Genomic DNA, 19,322 nt, shown 5'->3' on the forward strand with positions numbered 1-19,322 from the left:
CCGCGCGCGTGCCGCGGAAACCCGAGCAGGGAAAGCGCCCTGACAGGGATGAAACCCGAGCAGGGAACTCTAGAAAGGAAATCATGAGCGCGAAGCTGCAGAAGGCCAACGGCATCGAGTTCGCCGTCGCCGACCTGAGCCTGGCCGAGGCCGGCAGGCACCAGATCCGGCTGGCCGAGCACGAGATGCCCGGTCTGATGGCTACTCGCCGGGAGTACGCGGACTCCAAGCCGCTCAAGGGCGCGCGGATCGCGGGTTCGCTGCACATGACGGTGCAGACCGCGGTGCTCATCGAGACCCTGGTCGAGCTCGGCGCCGAGGTGCGCTGGGTGTCCTGCAACATCTTCTCCACCCAGGACGAGGCCGCCGCGGCGGTCGTCGTCGGCAAGAACGGCACCCCGGACAAGCCCGCCGGCGTCCCGGTCTTCGCCTGGAAGGGCGAGACCCTCGCCGACTACTGGTGGTGCACCGACCAGCTGTGGGAGTTCGGCGACGGCAAGGTCGCCAACATGATCCTCGACGACGGCGGCGACGCCACCCTGCTCGTGCACAAGGGCGTCGAGTTCGAAGCCGCCGGTGCGGTCCCGCAGGCCACCGACGACGACCCGGACGAGTTCAAGGTCGTCCTGGAGACGCTGCGCAACAGCCTGGCGAAGAGCAAGGACCGCTTCACCAAGCTCGCCGCCGAGATCAAGGGCGTCACCGAGGAGACCACCACCGGCGTGCACAAGCTCTACGAGCTGGTGAAGACCGGTGAGCTGCTGTTCCCGGCGATCAACGTCAACGACTCGGTCACCAAGTCGAAGTTCGACAACAAGTACGGCTGCCGCCACTCGCTCGTCGACGGCATCAACCGCGCCACCGACACCCTGATCGGCGGCAAGGTCGCCGTGATCGCCGGCTTCGGCGACGTCGGCAAGGGCTCCGCCGAGTCGCTGCGCGGCCAGGGCGCTCGCGTGATCGTCACCGAGATCGACCCGATCTGCGCGCTGCAGGCGGCGATGGAGGGCTACGAGGTCAAGACCCTCGACGAGGTCGTCGAGTTCGCCGACATCTTCATCACCACGACCGGCAACTTCAACATCATCACCGCCGACCACATGGCGAAGATGAAGCACCAGGCCATCGTGGGCAACATCGGCCACTTCGACAACGAGATCGACATGGCCGGCCTGGAGAAGACCCCGGGCATCAAGAAGGTCGAGATCAAGCCGCAGGTGCACGAGTTCACCTTCACCGACGGCCACTCAATCCTGGTGCTGTCCGAGGGCCGGCTGCTGAACCTGGGCAACGCCACCGGGCACCCGAGCTTCGTCATGTCCAACTCGTTCACCAACCAGACCCTGGCGCAGATCGAGCTGTGGACGAAGCCCGGCGAGTACGGCAAGGACGTCTTCGTGCTGCCCAAGCACCTGGACGAGAAGGTCGCCCGCCTGCACCTGGACGCCCTCGGCGTCAAGCTCACCAAGCTGACCAAGGCGCAGGCCGAGTACATCGGCGTCGACGTGGACGGCCCGTACAAGCCGGAGCACTACCGGTACTGATCCGCCACCGCGGACCAGCCCCGCGTGGGCGCCACCGCCCGGACCTCGTCCCGGGCGGTGGCGGCCCCCGCCTGCCACGACAAGACCCGTCGAGGGGTCGGCGCCCTCCCGCTCCCGTCCCTCGAACCCGATTTCCGGTCGCGGTCCGCACGCGCCCGGCCCCCACGCGCGCGGCCGGGCGGGTTCGCGAGGACCCGCGAGGAAGGAAGGCCTGAGGCCGACATGGACACGATCGCACTCGAACTGGCACCGCCCGACCTCGACGGTGGACACGAGAAGGCCGTGGCGGAAGGCCGCAAGGTGGCCGAGAACAGCCGCGCCGCCGGGCTCGCCGACCGCATCGGTCACCTGATGATCCCGGGCATCATCGCCGAGGACGACGACCGCCCGATCGAGATGAAGCCGAAGATGGACGTCATCGACTTCTGGAACGCGGTGCGCCCGGAGATCGGCGACGTGAAGGGGCTGTGCACCCAGGTCACCGCCTTCCTCGACGAGCAGCAGCTCGGCGACCGGCTGGTGGACCTGCGCAAGGCGGGCATGGAGGGCATCGCGTTCGTCGGCGTGCCCCGCACCATGTCCGACGGCGAAGGCGGCGGGGTGCCGCCGACCGACGCGCTCGCCAAGTTCCAGGACGTGGTGCCGAACCGCGGTTCCATCCTCATCCCGACCCGCGAGGGCGAGCACGGCCGGTTCAACTTCAAGTGCGAGCGCGGCGCCAACTACGGCATGACGCAGCTGCTGTACTCGGACGCCATCGTCGGCTTCCTGCGGGAGTTCGCCGCGAAGACGCCGCACCGGCCGGAGATCCTGCTGTCGTTCGGCTTCGTGCCGGGCGTGGAGGCCAAGCGCGGGCTCATCGACTGGCTCATCCAGGACCCCGGCAATCCGGCGGTGGAGGCCGAGCAGCGGTTCGTCGCCTCGATCACCGGCCTGTCCTTCGAGGAGCGCAAGCGCAAGCTGCTCGACCTGTACAAGAGCGTCATCGACGGCGTGGCCGGGCTCGGGTTCCCGCTGAGCCTGCACCTGGAAGCCCCGTACGGGTACTCGAAGCCCGCGTTCGAGGTGTTCGCCGAGATGATCGACTACTGGGCGCCGGCCCAGCGGGCGGCCTGAGGGGCCTTTGCTCGGGTCTTCCTCCGCAGTGGTCGGGTGGCGGAACCTCGGCGGCCCCCTCGCTGCGGGATCTTTTTCCCGAGTGGCTCCGCCACGAGGGAAAAAGCTGTCCTCGCGAGGGGGCCGCTGAGAACCCGCGGGTGGTCCGGCTGCTTGCCGGGTCGCTGCTCAGCGGCTCCGCCGCTGACGGGAAGCAGATGAGAACGGTGGCGCGGGCTTGATGCCTGGCCGTGCGCCACTCTGGGACCGGCGTTCGGCGCCGCGCATCGAACGGACCGCTCGGCCACTCCCTTGGGCCGAGCGGTCCGTTCTCGTCAGCGCAGGCGTTCGGCGATCGCGGCGATGTCGGCGGGGGACACCCGGCAGCAGCCGCCGACGAGCGCGGCACCGTCGGCGACCCACCGGTCCACCAGCGCCGGGTCGAACCGCGAGGTGCCGGTCCACTGCTGGTGCACCGCGTCCCAGCCCTCGCCGCTGTTCGGGTACACCACCACGGGTTTGCCGGTGACCTCCCGCGCCACCGGCACCGCGCGGGTCGCGTCCGCGGGCGAGCAGCAGTTCACCCCGACCGCGAGCACGTCGTCCCGCCCGGCCACGAGCGCGAACGCCTCGTCCAAGGGCTGGCCGGCGCGGGTGCGCTCCCCGGAGATCGTGTACGACAGCCAGGCCGGGACGCCGAGCCCGCTCAACGCGTCCAGCAGCGCGGCCGCCTCGTCGACGTCCGGCACCGTCTCCAGCGCGAACAGGTCCGGCGCGGCCTCGGCGAAGACCTCCATCCGGCTGCGGTGGAACGCCACCAGCTCGCGGTGCCCCAACCCGTAGCGGCCGCGGTACTCGGAGCCGTCCGCGAGCACCGCCCCGTACGGCCCCACCGAGGCGGCCACGAACCGGCCGGTGCGGTGCGCCGCGGTCTTGCCCACCCGGTGCGGCACCGGCGCCAGGTGCGCGGCCTCCTGCGCGAGCTCCACGCTGCGCCGCATCAGCTCCGCCGCCTGCTCGCGGCCGATGCCGTGCGCCGCGAACCCCTCGAAGCTCGCCTGGTACCCGGCGGACTTCGCGACCTCCGCGCCCGCGGCGAAGAAGTCCTCGTGCGTCGCCACGACGTCGTCCGGCGCGTCCACCAGGTAGCGCGCCGACCACAACCCGCCGGACAGGTCCGCGCCCCGCGCCTCCAGCGCCGTCGCCAGCCCGCCGTCCAAGATCCGCGGACCGCCCGCGACCAGCTCGTCCACCCCGACACCCATACGGGCAAGGTAATCCTTCCGGCGCGCGTCCTCCCGCCGCCCACGCCGCGCCTCTCACCAGGTGGGCTGCAACCCCTCCGCCACGTCGGACTGCTCGGCGCGCATCAGCTCGTGCAGGTAGAACGCCCGGTCGGCCAGCTCACCGAGCTGCGCGGTGGTCAGCTCGATCGCCGCCTCCCCCTGCCGCAGCGCCACCGAACGCGGTGTCGCGACGCTCAGCACCACCTCCGCGTTCGCCGGGTCCACCCCTGCCGGAATGCGCCATCCCTCGTTCGCCACGTCATCTCCTCATGATCAACCGATTGCGTGAAGCGCACGCTAGAAGGCTTCCGGATGGAACGGCAACCGGTTACAACTCGGGGTGAGTATCGCGGGTGTATCAGCTGTTTCACGAAGTGTGCCAACGGAACGCGCGGAAGCGGAGGTAGGCCGGTGCGGCGGGGGAGCAAGGTGCGTCAGGTGGGGCTGGGCGCGGATCTGCGCAAGGCCCGCGAGGGGTGCCGGATGTCCACCCGATCGGTGGCCGAACGGATCGGCGTCTCGCACACCTCCATCGCCCGCACCGAACTCGGGACGCGGACACCGGAACCGGAAGAGGTCATCGCCTGTGCGCCGTGTACGGCATCACCGGAAGGCGTCGGGACCAGCTGATCGAGCAGGTGGACGGGACCGACTTCAGCACCGCCTGGCTGGCCACCGGGCCCGCCACCGCGCAGCAGATCACCAGCCTGGTGGCGCTGGAGACGCGGGCTTCGGAGATCACCGATGTCTCCCTCGGCCTGGTGCCGGGACTGCTGCAGACACCTGAGTACGCCCGCGCCGTCATCGGAACCGGGAACGATGCCGAATGGCTGCTATCGACGAGGCTGGCCCGGCAGGCGTTGTTGACCCGGCCGGACGGCCCGTCGGTGCGCTTCCTCGTCGACGAGTTCGCGCTGCGCCGAGTGATCGGCGGGAACACGGCCACCCGCCACCAGCTCGAGCACCTGAACCGGGTGCAGGAGAACCCGCGAGTCCGAATTCAGGTCGTGCCGCGCGATGCAGGGGTCCACGCCGGGTTGGACGGTGCTTTCGTCGTGCTCGAGTTCCCGGCGCGCGAACCCCACGTGTACGTCGAAGCGCGTCGAGTCGGGCTCTTCCTGACTCGCCCCCAGGACGTTGAACCCTTCATCAGCGGAGTGGAAGATATCGATTCGAAAGCGCTGTGCGAGCAGAGCTCTGCGAAGCTCATCCGGCGGATCTGCGAGGAACTGGGCGAAGTCTGATGGCTGAGGTGTGGCGCAAGAGCACCCGTAGCGGCTCCAACGGCAACTGCGTCGAAGTGGCCATCGCCCCCGCCGAGACCCGGGTGCGGGACTCCAAGGAACCCGACGGCGCGTGGCTGCGGATTCCGGCTGCGCGGTGGCGCGGATTCCTGAACTCGGTGGTGCGCGGGCGCTTCGGCGGGTGAACGGCCTGGCGGGATGTCGCCAGGAGGGCCCGGGAGCAGCGGTGGTGGCGCGATCATCGCCGCATGACCACCGCCTCGACCACCGCCCGCATCGCCGTCGCGTTCGCGGCGGCGCTCGCCGTGACCCTCGTGCCCGCCGGGACCGCGCAGGCCGCCACGGCCTACTGCGAAACCCTCACCGACGCCTCGCACCCCGACTGGATGGGCGGGCTGCCCGACGACACCAGCCTCGCCGCGCTGTCCATCCCCGGCACCCACGACACGCTCTCGCTGCACGGCGGCGACATCACCCAGACCCAGGAGGACCACGGCGACAGCGCGGAAACGCTCACCGCGCAGCTCGACGCCGGGGTTCGCGCCATCGACATCCGGGTGCGGAAGGTGGACGACCTGTTCACCATCCACCACGGCACCTTCTACCAGAACGCCAACTTCGCCGACGTGCTCGCCAAGGCCGACGGTTTCCTCGCCGCACACCCCGGCGAGACGATCGTGCTGCGGCTCAAAGCCGAGTGCACCGGCGACATCGGGTCCTGCACCGACGAGAACAGCAGCAAGGACACCGCCGAGATCCTCGACTGGTACCGGGACAACGACCCGAACGGTGGGCGGCTGCTCAACCCCGCCGACGACGGCATGCCCGACCTCGGCTCGGTGCGCGGGAAGATCGTGCTCGGCTCGCTGCAGGAAGCGCAGGGCGGGCTCGTCGACGGGTACGGGCTGTCCCAGTTCACCAACGACAACTGGGGCGACTACGTGCAGGACGAGTACCAGGTGCCGACCATCGGCGACATCGAGACCAAGTGGAACCACGTGCGCGACCACTGGGACAAGACCAACGGCGCCGACTCCGGCGAGATGTTCTGGAACTTCAGCAGCGGGTCCAGCCTCGGCGCCAATCCGAAGACCGTGGCCTGCGGAACCGGCGGCATCCGCGGCGTCAACGACCACGCGCTCGAACACCTCGCGGGCAACGACGTGCCGCGCACCGGGGTCGTGCTGATGGACTTCCCCGGCGGGGAACTCATCGACCAGATCATCGCGCGCAACTCCTGACCCGCGGCGGCACCGTTCGCGCTGCCGGTCGGGTCGTCGGTCCGGCGGTTCGAGCGGCCGATGCTCCAGCAGCAGTTCGTGATCTTCACCTTTCGTGATCGGATTGCTGCTGGTAGCGGTCTGGGGTGGTGCCGGACGTGGCCCGGCTGCCGCGGTCGGGGTGTGGGCGAAGCGTTCGATGTCGCCGTTGGTCCGGGATCGGGGCAGCGGACTCGAACCGGTCCAGTGCACGGCGTCGACCGAACAAGTCCTGCTCGCCGGATTTCCGCGCAGTACCGAGGAATGCGGCACTGCGGCCGTGCGGATCACCAAGTTCACCCATGCCTGCGTACGGCTGGAACACGAGGGCAGGTCCTGGTCATCGATCCGGGGACCTAAAGTGAGCCCGGGGGCGCTCATCGGCGCGGACGCCGTGCTCGTGACCCATGAGCACGCGGACCACATCGACGTCCTCCGCTCGGCGGGGCTCCGCGTTCCGGTCTACGCCCCGGCTGGCGCCGCCATCACCGGTGTGGACTTCGTCGGCGTCTCTTCCGGCGAAGCGTTCACCGCAGCGGGTTTCCCGGTGTCGCGTTCGGCAGCCCGCACGCAGCCGTCCACAACGGACAGTCCGGCTGCGCGAACCTGGGCCATCTGGTCGACGGTTCGCTCTGCCACCCCGGCGATTCGCTGCACGTGCCCGGGCAGCCGGTGGGGACGCTGCTCGTCCCGGCCCACGCGTCCTGGCTGAAACTCGCGGAAGCCATCGAGTTCGTCAACGCGGTGCACCCGCGACGCGCGTTCGCGATCCACGATGCCATGCTCAACGAGCGCGGCCTGCGGAGCATCAACAACTGGCTCGCGCAAGCCACCGACAGCGACTACCGCTATCCGGCGCCCGGCGAGTCCCTGTGAACCGTTGGTGCTCCAGCCGGGTTCGGTGATCTGGTTCGTGTCTTCGCCGGTAGTGCCGAAGTCGTGGATGGCCGAACCCAGCCCGGTGCCGCGAGGCAGGCGTACCCGAGGATGTGCAGTGCGCGCGGAGGTCATCGCGGACCCGTCGGCATCCGAGGTCGCGACCTTCGACAGCCGCTGCGTCCCATCCGGGCCGGCATCGCCGGTCACCTCCGGCAGCGTCCACCCGTTCTTGCCAGCCAGTGGCGCCGGCGAACCTCGCGCGTACGCCGCAGCCCGCCGCCGCGGCCCACCCGGTAAGACCGGCCCGACCGCTGCGGCCAGGTGGTGCGCACCGCCGAGGCGTTCGTGCGGTCGCCCGGTTCGTCCGGTCGAGCGTTTCGTGCGGTCGCCGGTTCGTGCGGTCGAGCGTCGCCCGGTCGCCGGTTCGTGCCGCCAGGTGCTGGGGACCGCCGGTCGGTTCGCCCGGCCGAACCGGACAGCGCCGCCGGGCCGGGCGAACGGTGCAGCGCCCGTCTTCGCTCGGCGCACGGTGTTACTGCAGGTGCCCACTGGAACACGCCGCGGCAGCAACGAAGATGGACCTGTCACCCGTCTCCAGCAGAGAGGGCCGGCATGTCCGAGAAATGGCTTCGCAGCAGCCGCAGCGGCTCGGTCGGCAACTGCGTCGAGGTCGCCCGCTGCGCCGATGTCACCCTCATCCGCGACTCCAAGCAACCGCACGGCGCGCGGCTGCGCGTCTCCCCGGAACGCTGGCGGGGCTTCCTGGACCTCGTCGGCTCCGACCACTGGCACCACCCCTGACCCGCCGGTCGCGGCCCCTGCGCGGCCTCAGGTGAGCACCCCGTTCGTCCGACGGCGATGGTCGAACGCACCTGTCGCCGTCGTGCCGGAACCGGGCTCGTAGGACTCGCCGAGAGCGGGCGGTGGGCCGTTCACCTGCGGTGGGGCCGGGTGGCGGCCGCGGGGGAGACCATGATCGCGTTTTCCGGAACGGTGCTGGGTGGTGTCACCGCACCGGGTTAACGTGGGGGGAAAGTCAGGTGGGAACGGAGGCGTGATGGACACGGAGAGCACGCTCGCGGCGCTGCGGGCACGGGTACCGGAACAGCGGTTGGTGACCGACCCGGACTCCGTCGGCCGGTACGCCCACGACGAAGCCGAGTGGGCCCCGCACGGCACCCCCGCCGCCGTCGTGCGCCCGGAGAGCACCGACGACGTGGTGGCGGCCGTGCAGGTCTGCCACGAACTCGGCGTGCCCGTGGTGCCGCGCGGCGCCGGTACCGGCCTCTCCGGCGGTGCCAATGCCCTCGACGGCTGCGTGCTGATCTCCTTCGAGCGGATGAACCGGATCCTCGAGATCAACCCGCGGGAGCAGCTCGCCGTCACCCAGCCCGGCGTGGTCAACGACGACTTCCGGGCCGCCTGCCGGGAACACGGCGCCTGGTACCCGCCGGACCCGGCCAGCTCACCCTGGTCGACGATCGGCGGCAACGTCGCCACCAACGCCGGTGGGGTGTGCTGCGTGAAGTACGGCGTCACCCGGGACTACGTGCTCGGGCTCGAAGCCGTCGTCGGCAGCGGCGAGGTCGTGCGCCTCGGGCGGCGCACCGCGAAGGGCGTCACCGGCTACGACCTGTGCGGGCTGTTCGTCGGCTCCGAAGGGACCCTCGGCATCATCACCGAGATCACCGTCAAGCTGCTGCCGGGCGTGCGCGCCCCGGAACGCACCGTCGTCGGCTACTTCGACTCGCTCGTCGCCGCCGGCGAAGCCGTCGCCGCCGTCGCGGCCTCGGGCGTGGTGCCCTCCGCGCTGGAACTGCTCGACCGGCACTGCCTGCGCGCCGTGGACGAGTGGAAGAACATGGGCCTCAGCGACGAAGCCGAAGTGCTGCTGCTCGGCCGCTCCGACACCCCGGGCGAGGCGGGTGAGCAGGAGGTCGCCACGCTCGTCGAGTGCTTCGAGAAGGGCGGCGCCACCTTCAGCGCCGCCTCCACCGACCAGCACGAGGCCGACGCCCTGTTCGCCGCGCGCAGGTTGGCGTACCCGGCGCTGGAACGGCTCGGCCCGCTGCTCACCGAGGACGTGTGCGTGCCGCGAGCCCTGGTGCCGGACATGCTCGCGAAGGTCGAGGCGGCTGCGCAGCGGCACGACACCCTCATCGCGAACATCGCGCACGCCGGGGACGGCAACCTGCACCCGCTGATCATCACCCCCGCCGGGGACGAGGCGGCGCGGACGCGTGCGCAACGCGCGTTCGACGACATCGTCGCCGACGCCATCGCCCTCGGCGGCACCGTCAGCGGCGAGCACGGCATCGGCCTGCTCAAGCGGGCGGGCCTGCACGACGAGCTCGGGCCCACCGTGGTCGGCATGCACCACGCGGTGAAGAACGGCCTCGACCCGGCGGGGATCTTCAACCCCGGCAAGGTCTTCGGCACGCCGGAGGGGTGATCTCCTCGTTCGCTCAGCCTCGGTCGATCGATCGGGCCGCGCTCGGCTCTGCTGGGGCTCGGGTGCGGGAGCTCATCTCGGTCGCCCGCGGAGGAGGTCTCGGGCGGCGTCCTCCACGGTCTGCTCGTCCAGCAGCACGTGCCCTGCGGCGGCGCCGAGCGGGATGAAGCTGTCCGCGCTGGTCACGCGGGTGATCGGTCCGGTGAAACCGCCGTCGACCAGCGCGGTCACCACCGGTTCGGAGACGCCGCCGCTGCGGCGGGTCTCGTCGACCACCAGCACCCGGCCGGTCGCCCGGGCCGCGGCGAGCAGGTCGGCGGCGGGCAGCGGGCTCAGCCAGCGCAGGTCCAGCACCCGGACACCCGCGCCCTCGCGGCGCAGGCGCCGCGCCACCCGCAGGCACCTGGGCAGGCCGTTGCCGAAGGTCACCAGGGTCAGCTCGCCGCCGTCGCCGTGGGTGCGGGCCCGGCCGATCGGCACGTGCTCCTCGCTCGGCGCGGGGTACCGGGCGCGCCAGCCGTCGTCGCCCGGCTCGTGCAGATCCCGCTCGTGGTAGAGCGCGATCGGTTCGAGGAACACGCATACGCGCCCGTCCTCGCGCGCCGCGGCCACGCAGGTGCGCAGCATCGCCGCGGCGTCCTCCGGCCGGGACGGGGAGGCCACCACCAGGCCGGGGATGTCCCGCAGCGCCGCCACCGAGTTGTCGTTGTGGAAGTGCCCGCCGAACCCCTTCTGGTAGCCGTAGCCCGCGATCCGCACCACCATCGGGTTGCGGAACCGGCCGTCGGAGAAGAACCCCAGCGTCGCCGCCTCGCCGCGCAGCTGGTCCGCCGCGTTGTGCAGGTAGGCGAGGTACTGGATCTCCGGGATCGGCAGCATCCCGGCCAGCCCGCTGCCGAGGGCGGTGCCGAGGATGCTCTGCTCGTCGAGCAGGGTGTCGAACACGCGCAGCCCGCCGAAGCTCCGGCGCAGGCCGCGCGTCACCCCGTACACCCCGCCCTTGGTCCCCACGTCCTCGCCGAACACGAGCACCCCGGGATCGGTGGCCAACGCGTCCGCCAACCCGCGGTTGATCGACTCGGCGAGGGTGAGCGGTCCTTCCGATTCCGGTGGCGCGGTGCCGAAGTGCGCCGCGCGCCCCGGTTCGACGCGGGTCGCCCGGTCGCGCACCGCCGCGGGATGCGCCGGGGCGATCGCGGCCATCACCTCGGCGCGGTCGGCGAGCTTCGGCCGGGACAACACTTGCTCTGCGGTGCGGGCGACCGCAGCGCGCGCGGCTTCGTAGCGCTCCAGCACCGCGTCGGGGGAGCGGACGCCGCGGTGCACCAGCGCGGTCGCGGTGGCCAGCAGCGGGTCCCGCGCGTGGTCGGCGAGGATCTCGGACCTCGTGCGGTAGCCCGATTCGACGTCGGAACCGGCGTGCCCCATCAGCCGGACCGTGCGCAGGTGCAGCAGCGCGGGCCGCCGGTGCACCCGCACCCAGTCCGCCAGCTCGGCCGCGATCTCCAGGCAGCGCACCGGATCGGCACCGTCCGAAGTGGAGTACCGGAGCGCCGGGTGCCGTGCCGCGGCGATCCAGTCCGGTGGGGTGCGCACGCTGATGCCGATCCCGTTGTCCTCGCACACCAGCAGCAGCGGCACCGGCAGACCCTGGTGCGCGGTGTGCGCCGCGGCGTTGATCGCGCCGAGCGCGGTGGAGTGGTTCGCGGAGGCGTCGCCGAAGCTGGTCACCACCACCGAGTCCGGCGGCCACTCGCAGCGCAGCCCGAGCCGCTCGGCGCGGCCCAGCGCGAACGCCAGCCCGGTGGCCCGCGGCAGGTGCGAGGCGATGGTGGAGGTCTGCGGGACGATGCCGAGCTCGCCGTGTCCGAAGACCTTGTGCCTGCCCGCCGAGATCGGTTCCTCCGCGGAGGCGACGACGCCGAGCAGCACGTCCCGCAGCGCGTCGTGCTCCGGAACCTGCGCGGCCCGGCGCAGGTAGAACGCCCCGGAGCGGTAGTGCAGCAGCGCCGGATCGGTGGGCCGCAGCGCGGCCGCGACCGCGGCGTTCGACTCGTGCCCGCTGGAACCGATGCTGTAGAAGCCGAGCTTGCGGCGGCCCAGCGACCGCGCGGCGAAGTCCAGGTGCCTGCTCCCGGCCTGCGCGTCGAACAGGTCCAGCAGTGCGGCGCCGGAGACGGGACCGTCGGCGGGGCCGGGCTCGTCGCCCGGCGCGAGTTCCGCCACCGCGGTGCGGAAGTGCTCGTCGATCTGCTCGACCTGCTCACCGACGTGGTTCATGATCACTCCGTTCCGCTCGCGCACCGACCACGGGACCCGCGCCCGCTTCCGGTTTGGTGTCGTGCCACCGCAGGTCGACCGGTCCTTCCGGCGGGGCGGCGGGTTCTCGGCCGGGTTCGGCGCCGTCGGGCCACACGGGGAACTCGCCCTCGCCCGCCCAGCGCTCGGCGAGGTCCGCGCCCGCTCGGTGCAGGCAGTCCAGCGCTATCGGCAGCAGCGGGTTGGTGTTCTCCTTGCGGTACAGCACTCGCACCCGCCGCTGCGGTTGCCGCCCGGCGAGCCGGATGATGCGCACCGAGGCCGCGCCGAGCGCGAGACCCGGCAGCAGCGCGACGCCCATGCCGCGGGCCACCAGGTCCCGGATCACCGAGTAGTCGTTGCTGCGGAAGGTGATCCGCGGGACGAACCCGCTCGCGGCGGCCAGCCGCACCAGGGATCGCGCCCCCGAGGTGTCCCGGCGGGTGCAGATCCACGGTTCGTCGGCCAGTTCGTGCAGCGGGATCTCCGCCGCGCCGGTCAGCCGGTGTCCGGCGGGCAGCACCAGCCGCATCGGTTCGGAGACCACTTCGTCCACCCGCAGCTCCGCGGGCCACTGGCGCGGGTCCAGGTCGTACTCGAACACCACCGCGGCGTCGAGCACGCCGTCGAGCACGCTGTCCACCACCTCGTCCGGTTCGCCTTCGTCCAGCTGCAGTTCCGCGTGCGGGCGCCGCTCGAGCACCGAGGCGAGCACGCCGGGCAGGATGCGGGCGTTGGCGGTGGCGAAACCAGCCAGCCGCAGGCTGCCCTCCTCGCCGCTGACCATCGCGCGCACCTCGCGTTCGAGGGATTCCAGCGCCCCCAGCGCGTCCCGGCTGCGTTCGGTGAGCCGGACGGCGAGCGCGGTGCAGCGGGCGCTGCGCGCCGAGCGCTCGAACAGCGGAGCCCCGACGGCGCGTTCGAGCAGCGCCATCTGCTGGGACACCGCCGAGGCGGTGTAGCCCAGTGCCCGGCCCGCCTCCGCGAAGGAGCCGGTGCGCACGCATTCCTGCAGGGTCCGCAGGTGGATCGGGTTGAGCACGCTGATCAGCCACCCGCGCCGATCGGTTCCGCCTCGGCCCGCGCCGACCGGCCGCGCAGTTCCATCGCCGCCCGCACCCGGTCCTGCGCCAGGTCCAGCGCGGCGGTGCGCGGATCGAGGCCGCGGTCCCGCGCGGAGCGCAGCACCAGGGAGGTGTTGTCGCGGCAGCGCTCGGCGACCTCGTCGAGGATCCGGTCCGCGGCGGGGCGGAACGCGGACCGGCGCGCGTCCATCGCGAATCCGGCGGCGATGGCACCCCCGGCGTTGGCGATGAAGTCCGGCACGACGGTGATCCCGCGGTCGGCCAGCACCGCGCGGGCTCCCGGCGTGGTCGGCAGGTTGGCGCCTTCGACCACGAGGTCGGCGCGGACCTCGGCGGCGAGCTCTGCGCCGAGCACGTCCTGCCCGGCCGCGGGCAGCAGCACGTCGCAGTCGACGAGCAGTTCGGCGCCGCGGTCGAGCCGCTTGACCGCCGGGGCGTCGCGCACGCAGGCGTCGCCGTGCTCGGTGCGGCGCGCCAGCCACCACGGCACGTCCAGCCCGTCCGGGTCGTGCACCGCTCCGTCCACTGTGGATAGCGCGACGACCTGCGCACCGAGCTCGTGCAGGCGGCGGACGGCGGCCGCGCCGACCGCGCCGAACCCCTGGACCGACACCCGCGCCCCGGCGATCGGCCGGCCGCGCAGCCGGAGCGCCGCGTCCAACGCGGCCACGACGCCGTGCCCGGTGACGCCGAGCTCGTCGTAGGGCACGCCGCCCAGCACCTCGGGCACCCCGACGGCGGCGCCCCGGTCGCCGAGCTCGTCCTGGATGATCGCGGCGTCCCGCTCGGTCATGCCCATGTCCAGGCCCGCGACGTAGCTGGCGGGGATCTGGTCGGCGAGCTTGCGCGCGAACGCGCGCACCACGCGCTCCTTGTCCGGCGCGGCCGGGTCGGCGACGATGCCCGCCTTCGCACCGCCGTGGAACAGATCGGCGGCGGCCCACTTCCACGTCATCACCCGGGCCAGCCGGGCGATCTCGGTGACCGTCACCGCGGGGCTCATCCGGATGCCGCCCTTGCCGGTGCCCCGGGCGGTGTTGTCCACCACCAGCACGCCGCGCATCCCGGTCCGGGAGTCGGAGACGCAGACGATCTTCTCGGGTCCCCATTCGTCGATCGACTGCAACGGGTCGTTCACGGCTGCCTCCAGCGTGATGTCGTCGTGCTGCGATGGCGGAACCGCGCGGGTTCCGGGGCGTGCTCGGCGGTCCGGTCGGTCGGCCACCGGCGAGGTGAGGTTCGAGCGGTTCCGCGCGCGAGCGGAGGTCGAAGGGCCGCCGACGGGGTGCTCAGACGAGATTGCGTTCCGGGCGGTGCTCGTCGCGGGCGAAGCGGTCCACGCCGAGCCCGCTGACGTCGACCGGTGGTGGCCGGTCCAGCACCAGGTCGCGGACCACTTCGCCCACCGCCGGGCTCTGCAGGAAGCCGTGCCCGGAAAAACCGGTCGCGTACAGGAACCCGCGCACCTCCGCGGCCGAGCCGATCAGCGCGTTGTGGTCGGGGCTCAGTTCGTAGAGCCCGGCCCAGCGGTGCGCCGCGCCCAGCGCGGCCAGCGCCGGTGCCCGCCGTTCAACGGTGTCCGCGAGCAGTTCGAGCCAGCCGTCGTCGAGGTGCGGCTCGGCGCTGTCCACCGGGTCCGGCATGCCCATCAGCAGCCCGAGCCCCTCCTCGTGGAAGTAGAAGCCGGTCCCGAAGTCGATGGTGAACGGCAACCGGTCGGGCAACCCGGGTGCCGGTTCGGTGACCAGGATCTGCCGCCGCAGCGGCCGGACCGGCAGCTCGACCCCGGCCATCGCCCCGACGGCCGCCGACCAGGCGCCGGCCGCGCACACCACCGCGGAGGTGGCGACCGGGCCCGCGTCGGTGCGCACCCCGGTGACCGCACCGCCGGTGACCTCGATGCCGGTCACGGCGCAGTGCCGCTGGATCCGCGCGCCGCAGCGGCGCGCTCCGGCGGCGTAGCCCTGCACCACGCCGTCCGGGGTGCAGTGCCCGTCGGTGGGGGAGAAGGCGCCGGCGAGCACGCCGTCCACGGACACGGGTGGCGAGAGCTCGCCGGCCTCCCGGGCGGTGAGCATCCGGCTGGGGACGCCGCAGGCGTTCTGCAGCCGCACGGACTCCTCGAACGCCGCCACGTCCGCCGGATCGGTGAGCAGGAATAGGTAGCCGTTCCGGCGCAGGTCGATGCAGCCGCCGGGCCGTTCGTCGAAGCGGGCGAACGCGTGCAGGCTGCGCGCACCGAGCTCGATGTTGACCGGGTCGGAGAACTGCGCCCGCACCCCGCCTGCCGCCTTGCCGGTGCTGCCGGAGCCGAGTTCGCCGCGTTCCAGCAGGAGCACGTCCGCTCCCGCCTCGGCGAGGTGGAAGGCGATGGAGGTGCCCATCGCCCCGCCACCGATCACGACGACCTCGGCCCGGCCCGGCGGGGTCACTCGGTGCCGCCCAGTTCGGGCGGCAACCGGTAGCCGCGGTCCGGCTCGACGGTGGCCACGTCCATCTGGGCCTTCTGCAGCTTGCCGGAGAAGTCCCAGTTCAACGACTGCCAGCGGGTGAACTGGTCGAGCACCCAGATGCCCGACTGCCTGCTGCCGTTCCCGGACCGCCCGTTGCCGCCGAACGGCAGGTGCGCCTCCGCGCCGGAGGTCGAGTTGTTCACGCTGACCATGCCTGCCCGGGTGCCCTGGCGGAACCGGAAGGCCGTGGCCGGGTCGGTGGTGTAGACGGCGGCGGAGAGGCCGTATCCGGGCGCGTCGCCTAGCTCGATCGCCTCGTCCAGGCTGTCGAAGGTGCTGACCCCGACGATCGGGCCGAAGGTCTCCTGGGCGAACACGTGGTCCTCGGGGCGCAAGCCGTCCAGCAGCACGGGGTGGTAGAACAGCCCGGCCTCCGGGTCGCCCAGGAACCCGGCGCGCGGCGCGTCACCGCGGATCCGCCCGACGAACTCGGACCCCAGGACCCGGTGGTGGTCGGCGATGGTGTCCAGCACCGCTTCGAAGCCGTCGGCGAACTTCTGGTCGAGCAGCGGCCCGTAGAGCACCTCCTGCGCCGGGTCGCCGATCACCGCGTCGCGCAGCGCGCGGTCGAGTCTGCTCACGAACTCGTCGTGCACGTCCCGGTGCACGATCAGGTTGCCGAGCGAGGTGCAGCGCTGCCCCGCCGTTCCCCAGCCGGAGAACAGCGCGCCCTCCACGGCCAGGTCGAGGTCGGCGTCCGCGGCCACCACCATCGGGTTCTTCCCGCCGAGCTCCAGGCAGGGGCTCTGGGCGTAGCGGCCGCACAGCTCGCCGATGCGCGAGCCGACGGCGCTGGAGCCGGTGAAACCCACCTTGTCGACCAGGCCGTCGCGCAGCGCGGTCTCCAGCCCGGCGTAGGTGGCGTCGCCGTCGGCGTACACCAGGTTCAGCACGCCGCGCGGCACCCCGGCCCGCCAGGCCAGCTCGGCGACGGCGCGCGCGGCCGCGGCGGCGTACTCGGCCGGTTTCCACACCACCGCGTTGCCGCAGAGCAAGGCCGGCACCAGGTACCAGGACGGCACCGCGACCGGGAAGTTCCCCGCGGTGATCACCGCGGCCACACCCACGGGCACCCGGAAGGTGAACAGCTGCTTGTCCGGCATCTCGGAGGGCACCGTCTGCCCGTAGAGCCGCCTGCCCTCGCCGAGGAAGAAGTCGCAGGTGTCGACGATCTCCTGGACCTCGCCGAGCGCTTCGGCGTAGGGCTTGCCGATCTCCCTGGTCACGAGCCGGGCGAGCGACTCCTTGTTCGCCTCGACCAGCCTGCCGAGCTCGGCGACGACCCGGCCGCGCACCGGGGCGGGCACCTGCGCCCACTCGCGCTGCGCGGTGCGGGCGGCCTTCGCGGCGGCGTGCAGCGCGTCCGCTCCGCCGAGCTCGACCCGCGCCACCACGTCGTCCAGCCGCGCGGGGTTGCGGGAGAGGTACTCGCCGGTGCCGGACCCGGTCGCCGCCTCGTGCGCGCCTGTTCCGATCACCGAACTCACCGTCGTCGACACCGTGGTCCACCTCTTCCTCGTGCGTGCTTGCGGGTGCGTGCTCGCGCTCGTGCCGTCGGCGGCCGGGGCCGGTCGGCGGGTCGCTCGTCGGGAACCGGGGGCGTCGGGAACCGGGAAATCGGGTACCGGGGCGTCGGGGCAGGGCGGAGCGGGGAGCCGCCGGAGCGGCGGACTGCCGGCTGCGGTGTGCGACCGGGCGTGGAACTCACGGTAACCGCGCAGGCGTTCGAACATCGAGCATCAGAAGAGTGATTTCCTGACGTTCTGAGCGACAGCGAAGCTATTGCTCAGCAAGATCGTCCGCCGGGCGTCCTGAGGCTCCGCATCCCGAGACTCCGCGTCCCGGGAGCCCGGTGCCCGAACCCCGTTCCCAGCACCCCGCCCCGCGTGCCAGGTTGCGGGGGAACCGCGAACCGGAGGAACCGATGACCGACCTGATGTGGACCGACGCGGACGTGACCGCGGCCCTGGACCTCGACACGGCGATCCGCTCGCAGCGGACCGCGTTCGAAGCGCTCGCCGACGGCCGGGCGCGGCTCGCCCCGAAGGTCTCGGTGCCCAGCGGCACCGGCACCGCGCTGAGCTACCTCGGCACCATCTCGCCGGAGCACGGCGCCGTCGCCAAGCTCGTCTCGGTGCACCCGGGCAACGCCGAGCTGGACCTGCCGGTGATCTCGGGGACCCTGCTGGTGCTCGACGCCCGCACCGGCGGACCGCGCGCGGTCCTGGCGGGCACCGCGCTCACCGAGCTGCGCACCGCGGCGGGCAGCGCGGTCGCCGTCGACGCCCTCGCCCCCGGAGCGGCGGCCGACCTCGCGGTGCTCGGATCCGGCGTGCAGGCCCGCGCGCACGTGCGCGCCATCGCCCGCGTGCGGGAGCTGCGGAGCGTCCGCGTGCACGCCCGGAACCGGCAGCGGCGGGAGGCGCTCGCCGCCGAGCTCGCCGCCGAACTCGGGCTCGACGTGCGTCCCGCGGACACCGCCGAGCAGGCCGTCCGCGGCGCCTCGATCATCGCCACCTGCACGCTGAGCGCCGAGCCGGTCGTCGCGACCGACCTGCTGGAACCCGGTGCCACGGTGGTGTCGGTGGGCTCCTTCGAACGGCACCGCCACGAGGTCGACGCGGAGCTCGTGCGGCGCGCGGGGGCGGTCGTGGTCGACGATGCGGACACCGCCGCCGGCCACGCCGGGCCGATCGTGCGCGCGCTGCGCGACGGCGACCTGGACCGGGACCGGCTGCGCTCGCTCGGCGAGGTGCTGACCGGGCGCGCTCCGGGCCGCACCGCGCCGGAGGACCTGGTGTTCTACAACAGCGTCGGCGTGGGGGTGCAGGACGCCGCCGCGGCGCACGCGGTGCTCGGCACGCTCTAGGAGGGCTCGGATGGGTTTCGCGCGGCGGTTGGCGGACTCGCTTGCCGGGGTGCGCCCGGACTTCCCGGGCCGCCTCGGGTTCGCCGCGTGGGACCTGCGCGAGCGGGTGCCGGTGCTCAGCGGTGCCGACCGCGAGGTGCACCCGGCGAGCACCATCAAGGTGCTCGTCATGATCAGCGCGCTGCGGTCCGTCCACGACGGACTGTTCACCCTGGACGACCAGGTGCCGATTCCCGCGGAACGAGCCGGAGGTTCCGGTGTGCTGCACGAACTGTCCGGAGTGGACCGGCTCGGCCTCGGCGACCTGATCACGCTCATGATCGTGATCAGCGACAACGCCGCGACGAACGCGGTGATCGACGCCGTGGGCTTCCCGGCGATCGCCCGCTGCGCCACCGACCTGGGGTGCACGGCCACCCGGGTGGAGCGGCGGCTGATGGACGTGCGGGCCCCGGGCCGGAACACGACCACCGCCCACGACCAGGCGCGGATCCTGGACCGGCTCGCCACCGCGCGGGCGCTGCCACCGGACCTGACGGCGCACGCGCTGCGCGTGCTCTCCCGCCAGCAGGTGCGCGATCGGCTGCCCGCGCTGCTGCCGGCGGGCGTCCGCTGCTGGAACAAGACCGGCGAGATCGCGCACTCCCGGCACGACGTGGCGCTGATCGGCGACCACCGGCCGCGCGCGGTGGTGGCCGTGCTGGTGGACGAGCTCGCCGACGAGCGGGCCGCGCACCGCCTCGCCTGCGACCGCATCGCGGACCTCGGGCTGCGCGTGTTCCACGCGCTGGGGTGACG

General features: G+C 72.5%; 17 protein-coding genes and 1 pseudogene. 10 read left to right on the plus strand and 8 right to left on the minus strand.

Annotated features, from left to right (window positions below; genetic code table 11):
- Positions 1–83 precede the first annotated feature (83 nt).
- On the plus strand, positions 84–1,544 hold the full coding sequence (gene ahcY, locus H1226_RS12715; protein WP_224958132.1) for an adenosylhomocysteinase: 1,461 nt from the start codon (positions 84–86) through the stop codon (positions 1,542–1,544).
- A gap of 222 nt (positions 1,545–1,766) precedes the next feature.
- Positions 1,767–2,660, plus strand: coding sequence for a mycobacterial-type methylenetetrahydrofolate reductase (locus tag H1226_RS12720; protein WP_224958129.1), 894 nt, complete (start codon positions 1,767–1,769; stop codon positions 2,658–2,660).
- 314 nt (positions 2,661–2,974) lie between these two features.
- On the opposite strand, the gene mmuM is transcribed toward H1226_RS12720, so the two are convergent.
- Positions 2,975–3,904, minus strand: coding sequence for a homocysteine S-methyltransferase (mmuM, locus tag H1226_RS12725; RefSeq protein ID WP_258349183.1), 930 nt, complete (start codon positions 3,902–3,904; stop codon positions 2,975–2,977).
- A 54-nt stretch (positions 3,905–3,958) separates the two neighbouring features.
- Positions 3,959–4,183 (minus strand): hypothetical protein, encoded by a 225-nt coding sequence (locus H1226_RS12730; RefSeq protein WP_258349184.1) that lies wholly within the window; start codon positions 4,181–4,183, stop codon positions 3,959–3,961.
- A 180-nt stretch (positions 4,184–4,363) separates the two neighbouring features.
- On the opposite strand from H1226_RS12730, the gene H1226_RS12735 reads away from it, so the two are divergent.
- The 4 genes from H1226_RS12735 to H1226_RS12750 all read left to right on the plus strand — a co-directional run bounded on the left by H1226_RS12735 (position 4,364) and on the right by H1226_RS12750 (position 6,410).
- Entirely contained in the window at positions 4,364–4,555 is a 192-nt protein-coding gene (locus H1226_RS12735; RefSeq protein WP_258349185.1) for a helix-turn-helix domain-containing protein, read from the plus strand.
- Between the two features lie 80 nt (positions 4,556–4,635).
- Positions 4,636–5,169, plus strand: a complete 534-nt coding sequence (locus tag H1226_RS12740) for a DUF5753 domain-containing protein (RefSeq protein ID WP_258349186.1) — start codon at positions 4,636–4,638, stop codon at positions 5,167–5,169.
- Positions 5,169–5,354, plus strand: coding sequence for a DUF397 domain-containing protein (locus H1226_RS12745; protein WP_224966182.1), 186 nt, complete (start codon positions 5,169–5,171; stop codon positions 5,352–5,354). Before H1226_RS12740 ends, H1226_RS12745 begins: the two co-directional genes overlap by 1 nt.
- Positions 5,355–5,417: 63 nt before the next feature.
- The gene (locus H1226_RS12750) at positions 5,418–6,410 is read left to right on the plus strand and encodes a phosphatidylinositol-specific phospholipase C (RefSeq protein WP_258349187.1); all 993 of its coding nucleotides are present in this window, start codon (positions 5,418–5,420) and stop codon (positions 6,408–6,410) included.
- A 1,035-nt stretch (positions 6,411–7,445) separates the two neighbouring features.
- Here the strand turns inward: H1226_RS12750 and H1226_RS28440 are convergent.
- Positions 7,446–7,592: pseudogene (locus tag H1226_RS28440) on the minus strand (IS701 family transposase); the annotation flags it as partial.
- A gap of 327 nt (positions 7,593–7,919) precedes the next feature.
- On the opposite strand from H1226_RS28440, the gene H1226_RS12760 reads away from it, so the two are divergent.
- Positions 7,920–8,108: a DUF397 domain-containing protein gene (locus H1226_RS12760; protein ID WP_224958118.1), complete on the plus strand. Its 189-nt coding sequence runs from the start codon at positions 7,920–7,922 to the stop codon at positions 8,106–8,108.
- A 256-nt stretch (positions 8,109–8,364) separates the two neighbouring features.
- Positions 8,365–9,759 (plus strand): FAD-binding oxidoreductase, encoded by a 1,395-nt coding sequence (locus H1226_RS12765; RefSeq protein WP_258349188.1) that lies wholly within the window; start codon positions 8,365–8,367, stop codon positions 9,757–9,759.
- Between the two features lie 72 nt (positions 9,760–9,831).
- On the opposite strand, the gene H1226_RS12770 is transcribed toward H1226_RS12765, so the two are convergent.
- The 5 genes from H1226_RS12770 to H1226_RS12790 all read right to left on the minus strand — a co-directional run bounded on the left by H1226_RS12770 (position 9,832) and on the right by H1226_RS12790 (position 17,133).
- Positions 9,832–12,039: a thiamine pyrophosphate-dependent enzyme gene (locus tag H1226_RS12770; protein ID WP_258349189.1), complete on the minus strand. Its 2,208-nt coding sequence runs from the start codon at positions 12,037–12,039 to the stop codon at positions 9,832–9,834.
- A complete protein-coding gene (locus H1226_RS12775) occupies positions 12,023–13,099 on the minus strand; it encodes a LysR family transcriptional regulator (protein ID WP_258349190.1) in 1,077 nt (358 codons plus the stop codon). Before H1226_RS12775 ends, H1226_RS12770 begins: the two co-directional genes overlap by 17 nt.
- Positions 13,100–13,104: 5 nt before the next feature.
- Positions 13,105–14,280, minus strand: coding sequence for a Glu/Leu/Phe/Val family dehydrogenase (locus tag H1226_RS12780; RefSeq protein WP_224958109.1), 1,176 nt, complete (start codon positions 14,278–14,280; stop codon positions 13,105–13,107).
- A gap of 151 nt (positions 14,281–14,431) precedes the next feature.
- Positions 14,432–15,574: an NAD(P)/FAD-dependent oxidoreductase gene (locus H1226_RS12785; RefSeq protein ID WP_258349191.1), complete on the minus strand. Its 1,143-nt coding sequence runs from the start codon at positions 15,572–15,574 to the stop codon at positions 14,432–14,434.
- The gene (locus tag H1226_RS12790) at positions 15,571–17,133 is read right to left on the minus strand and encodes an aldehyde dehydrogenase family protein (protein WP_258349192.1); all 1,563 of its coding nucleotides are present in this window, start codon (positions 17,131–17,133) and stop codon (positions 15,571–15,573) included. The genes H1226_RS12785 and H1226_RS12790 overlap by 4 nt, the downstream gene beginning before the upstream one ends.
- A gap of 446 nt (positions 17,134–17,579) precedes the next feature.
- On the opposite strand from H1226_RS12790, the gene H1226_RS12795 reads away from it, so the two are divergent.
- Together H1226_RS12795 and H1226_RS12800 are read left to right on the plus strand one after the other, a co-directional pair.
- On the plus strand, positions 17,580–18,524 hold the full coding sequence (locus tag H1226_RS12795; RefSeq protein WP_258349193.1) for an ornithine cyclodeaminase family protein: 945 nt from the start codon (positions 17,580–17,582) through the stop codon (positions 18,522–18,524).
- A gap of 10 nt (positions 18,525–18,534) precedes the next feature.
- A complete protein-coding gene (locus H1226_RS12800) occupies positions 18,535–19,320 on the plus strand; it encodes a serine hydrolase (RefSeq protein ID WP_258349194.1) in 786 nt (261 codons plus the stop codon).
- The last annotated feature ends 2 nt before the right edge of the window (positions 19,321–19,322 follow it).

The organism is Saccharopolyspora gregorii, assembly GCF_024734405.1.
Classification (GTDB): Bacteria; Actinomycetota; Actinomycetes; order Mycobacteriales; family Pseudonocardiaceae; genus Saccharopolyspora_C; species Saccharopolyspora_C gregorii.

Coding starts and splice junctions, on each gene's coding strand:
- H1226_RS12720 (WP_224958129.1), top strand. CDS start 1,767: ATGGACACGATCGCACTCGAACTGGCACCGCCCGACCTCGACGGTGGA.
- ahcY (WP_224958132.1), top strand. CDS start 84: ATGAGCGCGAAGCTGCAGAAGGCCAACGGCATCGAGTTCGCCGTCGCC.
- H1226_RS12745 (WP_224966182.1), top strand. CDS start 5,169: ATGGCTGAGGTGTGGCGCAAGAGCACCCGTAGCGGCTCCAACGGCAAC.
- H1226_RS12795 (WP_258349193.1), top strand. CDS start 17,580: ATGACCGACCTGATGTGGACCGACGCGGACGTGACCGCGGCCCTGGAC.
- H1226_RS12760 (WP_224958118.1), top strand. CDS start 7,920: ATGTCCGAGAAATGGCTTCGCAGCAGCCGCAGCGGCTCGGTCGGCAAC.
- H1226_RS12800 (WP_258349194.1), top strand. CDS start 18,535: ATGGGTTTCGCGCGGCGGTTGGCGGACTCGCTTGCCGGGGTGCGCCCG.
- H1226_RS12770 (WP_258349189.1), bottom strand. CDS start 12,039: ATGAACCACGTCGGTGAGCAGGTCGAGCAGATCGACGAGCACTTCCGC.
- H1226_RS12750 (WP_258349187.1), top strand. CDS start 5,418: ATGACCACCGCCTCGACCACCGCCCGCATCGCCGTCGCGTTCGCGGCG.
- H1226_RS12765 (WP_258349188.1), top strand. CDS start 8,365: ATGGACACGGAGAGCACGCTCGCGGCGCTGCGGGCACGGGTACCGGAA.
- mmuM (WP_258349183.1), bottom strand. CDS start 3,904: ATGGGTGTCGGGGTGGACGAGCTGGTCGCGGGCGGTCCGCGGATCTTG.